The organism is Pseudomonas sp. fls2-241-R2A-110 (assembly GCF_030209165.1).
Classification (GTDB): Bacteria; Pseudomonadota; Gammaproteobacteria; order Pseudomonadales; family Pseudomonadaceae; genus Aquipseudomonas.
This window is the reverse complement of record NZ_JARVSN010000011.1, coordinates 209,887-222,681: the sequence shown is the minus strand read 5'-3', so window position 1 is coordinate 222,681 and position 12,795 is coordinate 209,887. Positions and strand designations below refer to the sequence as shown.

Here is a 12,795-nt window from a genome sequence, read left to right as displayed (position 1 = left end):
CCGGAAGTGGGGCGAATTATAGACTTCCAGAATCTGCCGTCAACACCTATTTTCATAATTCTGTCATATCGGTGCAAACAGCCCCAGAAACGCAAAGGCCGGCCCCTGGGGCCGGCCTTTTTCCCTTTCTACTTACAAGCTAGGGAATGCGAATTGCGATGCTTCATGGCTCGCCCGCTGCGGCCAGCGCTGGGTAATAGCCTTGCGACGGGTATAGAAACGCACGCCATCGGGACCGTACGCATGCAGATCGCCGAACAGCGAACGCTTCCAGCCACCAAAGCTGTGATAAGCCACCGGCACCGGCAATGGCACGTTGACGCCAACCATACCGACTTCGATCTCGTCACAGAACAACCGCGCCGCTTCACCGTCACGGGTGAAGATGCAGGTGCCGTTGCCATACTCGTGATCGTTGATCAGTTGCATGGCCTCTTCCAGGCTATTGACCCGAACGACACACAGCACGGGTCCGAAGATCTCTTCTTTATAGATACGCATCTCTGGCGTGACGTTATCGAACAGGCAGCCGCCCAGGAAGAAACCATCTTCATGGCCGGTTACGCTCAAGCCACGGCCATCGACCACCAACGAAGCTCCGGCCGAGACGCCGTCTTCTATATAGCCACTCACTTTGTCACGAGCCTGAGCGGAAACCAGCGGGCCCATGTCCAGACCACAGGAGGTACCGGCACCGATCTTCAGCGCCTTGATCTGCGGCGTCAGTTTGGCCACCAATGCATCTGCCACTTGGTCGCCAACACACACGGCCACCGAGATCGCCATGCAACGCTCGCCGCAGGAACCATACGCAGCGCCCATCAGAGCACTGACGGCATTATCCAGATCCGCATCCGGCATCAGCACCGCATGGTTCTTCGCGCCGCCCAGTGCCTGGACGCGTTTGCCGCGCTTGGTGCCTTCGGCATAGATGTACTCGGCAATCGGCGTCGAACCCACGAAGCTCAGCGCTTTGACTTCCGGCGCTTCGATCAGCGCGTCAACCGCAGCCTTATCGCCGTGCACCACACTCAGCACACCTTTAGGCAGACCGGCTTCCAGCAACAATTGAGCGATCAGCAATGTCGAGCTTGGATCACGCTCGGACGGTTTGAGGATGAAGCAGTTACCGCAGACGATCGCCAGCGGATACATCCACAGTGGCACCATCGCCGGGAAGTTGAACGGAGTGATACCGGCAACCACACCCAGTGGCTGGAAATCCGACCAGGCATCAATGTTCGGCCCGACGTTGCGGCTGTACTCACCCTTGAGGATTTCCGGCGCTGCGCAAGCGAACTCGACGTTCTCGATACCGCGTTTCAGTTCACCGGCAGCGTCTTCCAGAGTCTTGCCGTGCTCTTCGCTGATCAATTGGGCGATACGTGCTTCGTTCTGCTCCAGCAATTGCTTGAAGCGGAACATTACCTGCGCACGCTTGGCCGGTGGCGTATTGCGCCACGCCGGGAACGCAGCTTTGGCCGAGTCGATGGCTTTCTGAATGGTTTCACGGCTAGCCAACGGCAGCTTGTGGATGGCCTGGCCAGTAGACGGGTTGAACACGTCGGCCGTGCGACCGTCTTCGGTTACCAGTTCGCCATTGATCAAATGCGGGATAAGGCTCATGCAGGGCTCCTGAAAAGTTGTCCACAGACGCCCGTCGAGGGCGTCTGCTGTTTTGTACTTATATAGAGGGGAAAATCAGTCGATCTTGTTCAGCACTTCGCCGACCGCGTCGAACAGACGATCCAGGTCTTGCGGCTTGCTGTTGAAGGTTGGGCCGAACTGCAGGGTGTCGCCGCCGAAGCGCACGTAGAACCCGGCTTTCCAAAGCGCCATGCCGGCTTCGAACGGACGCACGATGGCATCGCCATCACGCGGTGCGATCTGGATCGCGCCGGCCAGGCCGTAGTTACGAATGTCGATGATGTTCTTCGAGCCCTTGAGACCGTGCAGCGCATTTTCGAAATGCGGTGCGACTTCGGCCACGCTCTGCACCAGGTTTTCCTTTTGCAGCAGATCGAGGGCTGCCAGGCCAGCGGCGCAAGCCACCGGGTGTGCGGAATAGGTGTAGCCGTGCGGGAATTCGACTGCGTACTCAGGCGTCGCCTGATTCATGAAGGTCTGGTAGATCTCGGAGCTGGCAATCACCGCGCCCATCGGGATCGCGCCGTTGGTGACTTGTTTGGCGATGCACATCAGGTCCGGCGTCACGCCGAAGCTGTCTGCGCCGAACATCGAACCGGTACGGCCGAAACCGGTGATCACTTCGTCGAACACCAGCAGGATGTTGTGCTGATCGCAGATCTCGCGCAGACGCTTGAGGTAACCCTGTGGCGGAACCAGCACGCCAGCGGACCCGGCCATTGGCTCGACGAATACAGCAGCGATGTTCGAAGCGTCGTGCAGTTCGATCAGCTTGAGCAGTTCATCCGCCAGGGCGATGCCGCCCTCTGTCGGCATGCCACGGGAGTAGGCATTACTCGCCAGCAAGGTGTGCGGCAGGTGATCGACGTCCATCATCGCCTGGCCAAACATTTTGCGGTTGCCGTTGACGCCGCCGAGGCTGGTGCCGGCGATGTTCACGCCGTGGTAACCACGGGCACGGCCGATCATTTTGGTCTTGGTCGCTTGGCCTTTCAGACGCCAGTAGGCGCGGACCATCTTCACCGCAGTGTCGGCGCACTCGGAACCCGAGTCGGTGAAGAACACGTGGTTGAGATTGCCCGGCGTCAGGTCTGTGATTTTTTCAGCCAGCTGGAACGACAGCGGGTGACCGTACTGGAAGCCCGGCGAGTAATCGAGGGTGCCCAGTTGCTTGGCGACCGCTTCCTGAATTTCCTTGCGGGTGTGCCCGGCGCCGCAGGTCCACAGACCGGACAGCGAATCGTAGACTTTGCGGCCTTTGTCGTCCGTCAGCCAGCTGCCTTCAGCCGCCACGATCAGTCGCGGATCACGCTGGAAATTGCGGTTGGCGGTGTAGGGCATCCAGTGAGCATCGAGCTTGAGCTGGCTGGCCAGGGAAGTCGGGGCATTTTCAGGCAAGTTCATGGGCAAAACCTCGCAGGGCGATAAGCGGCGTGGAGATGAAAAGCGTTCTTGCAGCTAAATTGCCACGGAGATAAAGTCTGTGAAATCCAACTCTTCTAACGTTCAGTCTGGTCGCTACTAAACTTTGAGTCATTAACGCATGAGCACTCGCCGTCCCGATCCACTGGCCCAAGTCAGCGACTTTGATATCCGACTGCTGCGCATCTTCCGCAGCGTGGTGGAATGCGGTGGCTTTTCAGCGGCGGAATCGGTGCTGGGCATTGGCCGCTCAGCCATCAGCCAGCAAATGAGCGATCTGGAACAACGCCTCGGCCTGCGCCTGTGTCAACGCGGGCGCGCCGGGTTTTCCCTGACCGAAGAAGGTCGCGAGGTGTACCAATCGGCGTTGCAGCTATTAAGTGCGCTGGAAAGTTTCCGCACCGAGGTCAACGGCCTGCACCAGCATCTGCGCGGCGAGTTGACCATTGGCCTGACCGATAACCTGGTCACCCTCCCCCACATGCGGATCACCCACGCGCTGGCGCAATTGAAGGAACGCGGGCCGGACGTGCAGATTCAGATCCGCATGATCGCGCCCAACGAAGTCGAACAAGGCGTGCTCGACGGCCGCTTGCATGTCGGTGTCGTGCCGCAGGCCAGCGCGCTGTCGGGCCTGGAATATCAGCCGCTCTACAGCGAACGCTCGCTGCTGTATTGCGCGGTCGGGCACCCATTGTTTTACGTTGATGACAAACAACTGGACGACGAGCGCCTCAACAGCCAGGACGCCATCGCCCCGACGTTCCGCTTGCCGGCCGAGATTCAGGCGCATTACCAGGCACTCAATTGCACCGCCAGTGCCTCGGACCGCGAAGGCATGGCCTTCCTGATTCTGACCGGACGCTACATCGGTTACCTGCCGGATCATTACGCGAGCCTTTGGGTGCAACAAGGTCGATTGCGTGCCCTTAAACCCAAGGCACGCTTTTATGACTTGAGCCTCGCATCGGTCACTCGCAAGGGCCGGCGCCCCCATCTGGTGCTGGAAAGCTTTTTGGAGAGTCTGGCGGCAACACGCTAGGGCTTTTATTGCCTCGGGACTTGTCTGGAGCCTGTGGGTGCGCTATCAACGCACTGGTTGCACCCACTCAACAGTCTGGAAGTGCCTATGACCTTTGAAGTCCCCGCTCACGGCGGCAAACCTGCCAGCCGCATTCGTCAGAAGAACGAAGAGACCATCATCAAAGCCGCCGAAGACGAGTTCGCCCGTCACGGGTTCAAAGGCACCAGCATGAACACCATCGCCTTGAATGCCGGGTTGCCCAAGGCAAACCTGCATTACTACTTCACCAACAAGCTTGGTTTGTACGTCGCGGTGTTGAGCAACATTCTTCAGTTGTGGGACAGCACCTTCAACACCCTCACCGCCCAGGACGATCCAGCGCAAGCGCTGACTCGTTACATCCGCGCCAAAATGGAATTCTCGCGCCGCCAGCCACAAGCCTCGCGCATTTTTGCGATGGAAGTAATCAGCGGTGGCGAGTGCCTGACCGAGTATTTCAACCAGGATTATCGCGACTGGTTCCAGGGCCGGGCCGCGGTGTTCCAGGCGTGGATCGACGCAGGAAAGATGGACCCGGTCGATCCGGTCAACCTGATCTTCCTGTTGTGGGGCAGCACCCAGCATTACGCAGACTTCGCCACCCAGATCTGCCGTGTCAGCGGCCGTACCAAGCTGACCAAGCAAGACATGGAAGACGCCGGCAACAACCTGATCCGCATCGTCCTCAAGGGCTGCGGCCTGACGCCAACCATTTAAGACACTTATGCCTTCTACCCTCAGCGGCTTTTGCGAGTTTCGCGAAGAGATTCGCAAAAGCCGCTTCATCACCTTCGCCGCGCCGATCTCCAGCCCCGCTGAGGCTCAGGCGTTCATCGAGCAGCACAGCGATCTGAATGCCTCGCACAATTGCTGGGCCTGGAAACTGGGCGACCAATATCGCAGCAACGACGATGGCGAACCCGGTGGCACCGCCGGCCGGCCGATTCTGGCGGCGATCGAGGCGCAGGATTGCGATCAGGTCGCGGTGCTGGTGATCCGCTGGTACGGCGGCATTCAACTGGGCACCGGCGGCCTCGCCCGGGCGTACGGCGGTGGCGCGAACAAGTGCCTGCAAGCTGCGGCGAAGGTTGAGTTGATCAGTCGAGTGCCCGTCAGCTGTGCCTGCGCCTTTGGCGAGTTGGCCCTGGTGAAACTGCGGGTCGCAGAATCGGGCGGTCTGGTGGTGGAAGAAACGTTCACCGCCAACGGCGTGGAACTGCAACTGGCAATCGGTAGGGAACGCATCGACCTCTTGCAAACCCAACTCGCGGATTTGAGTCGCGGACGCATTCTGTTGCAGCACTGATCGCACCAACTCCGTTCACCATCCTTTCATCGAGTCGATGTATTTGCCCACATCTGCTGTGCACCCGGCTGTGGATAACCTGAGCACATTCTGCTGTAACCCTTCTGTCATGCGGCTTTGCGGTGTTTGCTCACTTTTCGTCCAATTTGCCACCAACAAGACAAATTTAACGAAAAAACAAATAGTTAGAGTGGTTTATCACCTTTAGAGATAGCCGCGCAGTGCTTATGCCCGTGCTTTCGGCTTGCGCACAAATACTGTGGAGCAACCTGTGGATAACCCGTTCATGGCTGGCGCAGCCCCCTATCTGGCATAGCTTACGGCGTGTTGCTCGTTTTTTGATCAAAGTGCCTGGGCAAAATCAGAGCCTGATCAAACACTTTGCCCTCAAGTGGTGCCGAGCCGGGATCGAAATATGGCGAGGCCCCGCCGGCAAAGCCGTTACCGACGTGGATTTTCAGTTTTCCTGACTCAATGGCCAGGAAATTGCTTTATCCACAGGTATAACGCCCATCGAACCGAGCCCGTCATGCCCAACCCCGTGCCGCCCCCTGATCAAATCCCCCGTCTGCAATTGTGCAAAATCAGCAAACGTTACCCCGGATGCCTGGCCAACGACGCCATCGACCTGAGCATCGCCCCCGGTGAAATCCATGCACTGCTGGGCGAAAACGGCGCGGGGAAAAGCACATTGATGAAGATCATCTACGGCGTCACCCATGCCGATTCCGGGGAGATGATCTGGCAAGGTCAGCGTGTGAACATGCGCAATCCGGCACAGGCTCGCGGGCTGGGGATCGGCATGGTGTTCCAGCATTTTTCATTGTTCGAAACCCTCAGTGTGGCGCAGAACATTGCCTTGGCGATGGGCGCGGCGGCCGGCACGCCGAAACAGCTGGAGCCAAGAATTCGTGAGGTTTCCCGGCGCTACGGCATGGCGCTGGAGCCGGAGCGACTTGTCCACAGCCTGTCGATCGGCGAACGGCAGCGAGTCGAAATCGTCCGTTGCCTGATGCAGGACATCCGCCTGTTGATTTTCGATGAGCCAACCTCGGTGCTGACACCACAAGAGGCCGATGAACTGTTCATTACCCTGCGCCGACTGGCGGCCGAGGGCTGCAGCATTCTGTTTATCAGCCACAAGCTCGGCGAAGTTCGTGCCTTGTGTCACAGCGCCACGGTGCTGCGCGGCGGACGGGTGGCCGGCCATTGCGTGCCTTCGCAGTGCTCGGATCAGCAACTGGCGAAACTGATGGTCGGCGAGGCTGCCGCGCTGATCACCGAGTATCCGAAGGTGACGGGCGGCGAGGCATTTTTGAACGTGAACGGATTGTCCTGGCACAACCCGGACCCGTTTGGCTGCTCCCTGAAAGGCATTGACCTGCAAGTGCGCAGCGGTGAAATCGTCGGCATCGCCGGTGTGGCAGGCAATGGTCAGGATGAATTGCTGGCCTTGCTCAGCGGTGAAGAACGGCTGACCCGCAATGACCACGCGACGATCCGTTTCGACGGACAACCGGTTGCCGATTTGCGGCCCGATGCGCGGCGTCGGCTCGGTCTGGCATTCGTGCCTGCCGAGCGTCTGGGCCACGGTGCGGTGCCCGATTTGAGCCTGGCCGACAACGCCCTGCTGAGCGCATTTGGGCAAGGGCTGGTCAGCCACGGGTTGATCCAGCGCAGCAAGGTCGAAGCTCTGGCGCGAGAGATCATCCGGCGTTTCGCGGTGAAAGCACCCGATAGCCAGACACCCGCGCGCAGCCTGTCTGGCGGCAATTTGCAGAAGTTCATCCTTGGCCGGGAAATCCTCCAGCAACCCAAATTGCTGGTGGCCGCGCACCCGACCTGGGGCGTGGACGTCGGCGCCGCCGCCACCATTCACCGAGCCTTGATTGCCTTGCGCGATGCTGGCGCGGCGATTCTGGTGATCTCCGAAGACCTCGACGAACTGTTCCAGATCAGCGACCGCCTCGGCGCCCTGTGCAGCGGACATCTGTCGCCACTCAGAGCCACGCTCGACACACGCCTGATCGATGTCGGCGGCTGGATGGCCGGCCAGTTCGACGCCCCTCAATCCCTCGCACCCGCTGCGGTTTAACGGAGTTTTACATGCTGCTTTCTCTCGAACCCCGTGGCCAGCAATCGCGCCTGATGCTGTGGTGCTCGCCGTTGCTGGCGGCAGTCCTGACCTTGGGCTGCGGCTCGCTGCTGTTTATTGCGCTGGGACACGATCCATTGTTGACGCTGCACACCCTGCTGATTGCGCCGATCAGCGACCTGTATGGCGTCTCTGAGTTGCTCGTCAAAGCGTTGCCGATTCTGCTCTGCGCCCTGGGCCTGGCGGTGGCGTATCAAGCACGGATCTGGAACATCGGCGCCGAAGGCCAACTGCTGCTGGGAGCGCTAGCTGGCAGTGCGTTGGCGGTGAACATTATCGACATGCAAAGTCGCTGGGCGCTGGTGCTGATCCTGTTCGTTGGCACCCTGGCCGGCGCGGCGTGGGCCGGTCTGACGGCGTGGTTGCGCACGCGATTCAATGCCAATGAAATCCTCACCAGCATCATGCTCAATTACATCGCCTTGAACCTTTTGCTGTTCTGCGTGCATGGGCCGCTGAAAGATCCTGCCGGCTTCAACTTTCCAGAGTCGGCGATGTTTGGCGATGCCAGTCGTCTGCCGCTGTTGATCGAGGACGGCCGGGTTCACGCCGGGGTGTATTTCGCGCTCCTTGCATTGGTGGCGGTGTGGGTGTTGCTGCAGAAGAGCTTTGTCGGGTTCCAGATCAAAGTGCTAGGGCTGGACAAGCGTGCGGCAGGTTTCGTCGGCTTTCGCGAGAAGCGCCTGATCTGGTTGGCACTGCTGATCAGTGGCGGGTTGGCGGGGTTGGCCGGGGTGTGCGAAGTCACCGGCCCCATCGGTCAACTGGTGCCGCAAGTCTCGCCCGGTTACGGCTATGCGGCGATCACTGTGGCGTTTCTCGGACGGCTCAATCCCATCGGCATTGTTTTTTCCAGCCTGTTGATGGCGCTGCTGTACATCGGCGGCGAGAGCGCGCAGATGAGCATGAACCTGCCACAAGCGATCACGCAGTTGTTCCAGGGGATGATGCTGTTTTTCCTGCTTGCCAGTGACGTGCTGATTCTCTACCGACCCCGTTTGAACCTGCGCTGGTCCCGCCGTGCGCACACCAATGCCGTGCAGGCAGGAGCGCTGTGATGGATATCGATCTGCTGAGCAATATTTTCTACGCCATGGTTCGTTGTGGTACGCCGTTGCTGTTGGTGGCCCTTGGAGAGTTGATCTGCGAGAAGAGCGGCGTCCTCAACCTCGGCCAGGAAGGCATGATGCTGTTTGGCGCAGTGATCGGTTTTATCGTCGCGCTGAACAGCGGCAACCTGTGGCTCGGTGTATTGCTGGCCATGCTCGCGGGGATGCTGTTGTCGTCGCTGTTTGCGCTGGTGGCGCTGGTGTTCAACGCCAACCAAGTGGCCACCGGGTTGGCGTTGACGATCTTCGGCGTCGGTCTGTCGACCTTTGTCGGCGCGGCGTGGGTCGGTAAACCGCTGGCCGGTTTTGAGCCGGTGGCGATTCCTTATTTGAGTGACATTCCGCTGATCGGACGAATGCTGTTTGCCCAGGATCTGCTGGTGTACCTGTCGTTCGCGCTGTTTGCTCTGGTGGCCTGGGTGATTGTGAAAAGCCGCGTCGGATTGATCATTCAAGCTGTCGGGGAAAACCCGGATGCGGCCAGCGCGATGGGCTTGCCGGTGTTGGGTGTGCGCACGCTGGCGGTGCTGTTCGGCGGCGCGATGGCCGGTTTGGCCGGGGCGTATTTGTCCCTGGCGTATACGCCGATGTGGGCGGAGAACATGAGTGCCGGTCGCGGCTGGATTGCCCTGGCCCTGGTGGTATTTGCCAGTTGGCGGGTGTGGCGGTTGCTGCTGGGGGCGTATCTGTTCGGACTCGCCAGCATCCTGCATTTGGTGGCGCAGGGATTGGGGCTGGCGATTCCGTCGAGCCTGCTGGCGATGCTGCCTTATGTCGCGACCATTGTGGTGTTGGTGCTGCTGTCGCGGGATGCGCTGCGTACGCGGTTGTATGCGCCGGTGTCGTTGGGGCAGCCGTGGCAGGCCGGGCATTAGCGGCTGCCTGCACTGGCCCCATCGCGAGCAGGCTCACTCCCACATTAGAACGCATTCCCCTGTGGGAGCGAGCTTGCTCGCGATGACGCCCGCACTGGCAACACTTGAGCTAAGCCCCACGCCAATTCCAAGACCAGGAAAATCACCAGCAAATAACTGGCGCCGTGAACCAAGGCATAGAGCATCCAAGCCGCAAACAGGAACCGCCCCACCGCGTCGTACCGACCAAAAATCTGCTGCGGATCGCGGATGCGCAGCACCGCCCAGATACACACAATCGAGCCAAACAGATTGGCCATCAGCATGTGCATCGGCTCGAACGCCGGCAATTCACCGGGCAGGTTGATAGCCTGACTCAAACTCGACAACACTCCATGCAATGCGGTGAAGCTCCACGGCGTGGCAAACGCCGCCGTCACGATCAAGTCATACCAGGCGCTACCCCGCACCAACCGGCGATATTGCGTTGAAGTCCACATCCTTCTTGCTCCATAAAATCAGGGAGCAAAAAGGCTAAAGCCTGGAGTATGCTCCAAGGTCAACCCCCTCTCGAGACGTCATGATGCGCATCGGTGAATTAGCCCAGGCCTGCGCCGTCAGTCGCGACACGCTGCGCTTTTACGAGCAACGCGGGTTGATCGCGGCACAACGCACGGCCAACGGATATCGCGACTACCCGGCGGACATGGTGCAACTGGTGCTGTATATCAAGACGGCTCAACGGCTGGGGTTTACCCTCGGCGAGATCGCTAACAGTGTCGCCGCGTTGTGGCAGTCGCCCAACCCGGACAGTGCCGTCACGCAATTGCTGCAAGACAAACTCAAACTGATTGAAACCCGAATGGACGAACTGGGCGCGCTGCGCAGTGAGTTGCAGCAACGGCTCGGTCAGCGTTGTCCATTAAATCCGTGACCCTCATTGATCAAGGAAGCCCCTCATGTCTACGGCAAAAACCGCACTCATCATTGGCGCCTCCCGTGGCCTTGGCCTCGGTCTGGTGAAAACCCTGCTGGCCGACGGCTGGCAAGTCACCGCCACCGTGCGCAATCCGCAGAATGCCGAAGCACTGCAAGCGCTGGGCAAGGTGCGGATCGAGAAACTCGATATGGATGACCAGCAGGCGGTCATCGCGCTGAGCCAACGGCTCAAGGGCGAAGTGTTTGATTTGCTGTTCGTGAATGCCGGAGTCAAAGGCCCGGACGTGCAAACACCGGGCGGTGCGACCTTGGCCGAGGTCGGCCAATTGTTCTTCACCAACGCCGTGGCACCGATCAATCTGGCACAGCGTTTTGTCGGGCAGATTCGCCCGGATACCGGCGTACTGGCCTTCATGAGTTCGGTGCTGGGCAGCGTGACCATGCCGGACGCGCCGGAGCTGGCGTTGTATAAGGCCAGCAAGGCGGCGTTGAACTCGATGACCAACAGTTTCGTGACCCAATTGGGCGAGCAGAAACTCACCGTGTTGTCGTTGCATCCGGGCTGGGTGAAGACGGATATGGGCGGTGAAGGCGCCGACATCGATGTGGAAACCAGCACCCGTGGTCTCATTGATCAGGTGAACGCATACACCGGCAAGGGCGGGCATCACTTCGTGAATTACCGGGGTGAAACCATTCCCTGGTAAACACCGCCGCCCCCTGTGGGAGCGAGCTTGCTCGCGATAGCGGTCGCACATTCAACATCGATGTCGACCATTAGTCCGCTATCGCGAGCAAGCTCGCTCCCACACTGGATCTGCGGCGCTCAATCTGAGTAAACTTCGCTCCTCGTCCCCGCGGCGACCCTGGATCAGCAGACAGGGTAATCACTGAGCTGGCTAACCTGAACCCCACTTTCAGAGGAGCCGGCCACCATGCCTGCGACCCGTACCTGGTTAAAAAATCCCCTCGCAATCTTCACTGCCAATGGCCTCGATGCCCGTGGCGGACTGGTGCTGCAAGACGGTTTGATCGTCGAAGTGCTCGCTGCCGGCCAGCAACCTAGCGCGCCTTGTGGACAGGTTTTCGATGCTCGCGAGCATGTGATCCTGCCGGGGCTGATCAACACCCATCACCACTTCTATCAAACCCTGACCCGCGCCTGGGCGCCGGTGGTCAATCAGCCATTGTTCCCGTGGCTGAAAACCCTGTACCCGGTCTGGGCGCGTCTGACCCCTGAAAAACTCGCCCTTGCCAGCAAAGTCGCGCTGGCCGAATTGCTGCTGTCTGGCTGCACCACCGCCGCCGACCACCACTACCTGTTTCCGCAAGGCCTGGAAAATGCCATCGACGTGCAAGTCGAGAGCGTCCGCGAGCTGGGCATGCGCGCCATGCTGACGCGCGGCTCCATGAGCCTGGGCGAAAAGGACGGCGGCCTGCCACCGCAGCAAACCGTGCAGGAAGGCGAAGTGATTCTCGCCGACAGTCAGCGCCTGATCGCCGAATACCACGAGCGTGGCGATGGCGCGCAAATCCAGATCGCTCTGGCGCCGTGCTCGCCGTTTTCGGTGACCCCGGAAATCATGTCCGCCAGCGCCGAGCTGGCCAATAAACTCGACGTTCGCCTGCACACTCACCTGGCCGAAACCCTCGACGAAGAAGACTTTTGCCTGCAACGCTTCGGCCTGCGCACCGTGGATTACCTGGACAGCGTCGGCTGGCTCGGCCCGCGCACCTGGCTGGCTCATGGTATCCACTTCAACCCGGACGAAATCGCCCGCCTCGGCGCGGCCGGCACTGGCATCTGCCATTGCCCGAGCTCGAACATGCGCCTGGCCTCTGGCATTTGCCCAACACTGGACCTGACCGCTGCTGGCGCGTTGCTGGGTCTTGGGGTGGACGGCTCGGCGTCCAACGATGCCTCGAACATGATGCTCGAAACCCGTCAGGCGCTTTATATTCAGCGGCTGCGTTACGGCGCGGAAAAGATCACTCCGGAACGGGTTCTGGGCTGGGCGACCAAGGGCTCGGCGAGTTTGCTCGGGCGCACGGATATCGGCGAACTGGCGGTGGGCAAGCAGGCGGATCTGGCGTTGTTCAAGCTTGACGAGCTGCGCTTCTCCGGCAGTCATGATCCGGTGTCGGCGTTGCTGCTGTGCGGTGCGGATCGCGCGGATCGGGTGATGGTGGGTGGCAAGTGGCGGGTGATTGACGGGCAGGTTGAGGGGCTGGATCTTAAAGGTCTGATCGCCGATCACAGCCAGGCTGCCCGGCAGCTGATCGCCGGCACCTGACACAAC

Annotated in this window: 12 protein-coding genes; 9 read left to right on the top strand and 3 right to left on the bottom strand. The window is 60.0% G+C overall.

The features are described 5' to 3' along the window. Positions 1 to 132: 132 nt before the first annotated feature. Together QRN31_RS10945 and aptA are read right to left on the bottom strand one after the other, a co-directional pair. On the bottom strand, positions 133 to 1,626 hold the full coding sequence (locus QRN31_RS10945; RefSeq protein WP_222589655.1) for a CoA-acylating methylmalonate-semialdehyde dehydrogenase: 1,494 nt from the start codon (positions 1,624 to 1,626) through the stop codon (positions 133 to 135). A gap of 75 nt (positions 1,627 to 1,701) precedes the next feature. After that, a complete protein-coding gene (aptA, locus tag QRN31_RS10940) occupies positions 1,702 to 3,051 on the bottom strand; it encodes an omega-aminotransferase AptA (RefSeq protein ID WP_208670133.1) in 1,350 nt (449 codons plus the stop codon). Between the two features lie 139 nt (positions 3,052 to 3,190). Here aptA and QRN31_RS10935 point away from each other — a divergent pair, with 139 nt between their 5' ends. The 6 genes from QRN31_RS10935 to QRN31_RS10910 all read left to right on the top strand — a co-directional run bounded on the left by QRN31_RS10935 (position 3,191) and on the right by QRN31_RS10910 (position 9,577). Next, positions 3,191 to 4,111, top strand: coding sequence for a LysR family transcriptional regulator (locus QRN31_RS10935; protein ID WP_007940170.1), 921 nt, complete (start codon positions 3,191 to 3,193; stop codon positions 4,109 to 4,111). A gap of 87 nt (positions 4,112 to 4,198) precedes the next feature. Further along, entirely contained in the window at positions 4,199 to 4,849 is a 651-nt protein-coding gene (locus QRN31_RS10930) for a TetR/AcrR family transcriptional regulator (RefSeq protein WP_285431970.1), read from the top strand. Positions 4,850 to 4,856: 7 nt separating this feature from the next. Beyond that, complete coding sequence (locus QRN31_RS10925) at positions 4,857 to 5,438, top strand: IMPACT family protein (RefSeq protein WP_285431968.1); 582 nt, start codon at positions 4,857 to 4,859, stop codon at positions 5,436 to 5,438. 529 nt (positions 5,439 to 5,967) lie between these two features. Next, the gene (locus tag QRN31_RS10920; RefSeq protein ID WP_285431966.1) at positions 5,968 to 7,533 is read left to right on the top strand and encodes an ABC transporter ATP-binding protein; all 1,566 of its coding nucleotides are present in this window, start codon (positions 5,968 to 5,970) and stop codon (positions 7,531 to 7,533) included. Between the two features lie 11 nt (positions 7,534 to 7,544). Continuing rightward, positions 7,545 to 8,651, top strand: a complete 1,107-nt coding sequence (locus QRN31_RS10915; protein WP_285431964.1) for an ABC transporter permease — start codon at positions 7,545 to 7,547, stop codon at positions 8,649 to 8,651. Further along, positions 8,651 to 9,577, top strand: a complete 927-nt coding sequence (locus QRN31_RS10910) for an ABC transporter permease (RefSeq protein WP_285431963.1) — start codon at positions 8,651 to 8,653, stop codon at positions 9,575 to 9,577. Before QRN31_RS10915 ends, QRN31_RS10910 begins: the two co-directional genes overlap by 1 nt. 44 nt (positions 9,578 to 9,621) lie before the next feature. Here the strand turns inward: QRN31_RS10910 and QRN31_RS10905 are convergent, their stop codons facing one another. Beyond that, a complete protein-coding gene (locus QRN31_RS10905; protein ID WP_285431962.1) occupies positions 9,622 to 10,056 on the bottom strand; it encodes a hypothetical protein in 435 nt (144 codons plus the stop codon). A gap of 83 nt (positions 10,057 to 10,139) precedes the next feature. On the opposite strand from QRN31_RS10905, the gene QRN31_RS10900 reads away from it, so the two are divergent. The 3 genes from QRN31_RS10900 to QRN31_RS10890 all read left to right on the top strand — a co-directional run bounded on the left by QRN31_RS10900 (position 10,140) and on the right by QRN31_RS10890 (position 12,789). Next, the gene (locus QRN31_RS10900) at positions 10,140 to 10,490 is read left to right on the top strand and encodes a MerR family transcriptional regulator (RefSeq protein ID WP_208672199.1); all 351 of its coding nucleotides are present in this window, start codon (positions 10,140 to 10,142) and stop codon (positions 10,488 to 10,490) included. A gap of 25 nt (positions 10,491 to 10,515) precedes the next feature. Then, positions 10,516 to 11,202, top strand: coding sequence for an SDR family oxidoreductase (locus QRN31_RS10895; RefSeq protein ID WP_285431960.1), 687 nt, complete (start codon positions 10,516 to 10,518; stop codon positions 11,200 to 11,202). A gap of 228 nt (positions 11,203 to 11,430) precedes the next feature. After that, positions 11,431 to 12,789, top strand: coding sequence for an 8-oxoguanine deaminase (locus QRN31_RS10890; protein WP_285431959.1), 1,359 nt, complete (start codon positions 11,431 to 11,433; stop codon positions 12,787 to 12,789). Positions 12,790 to 12,795: the final 6 nt, after the last annotated feature.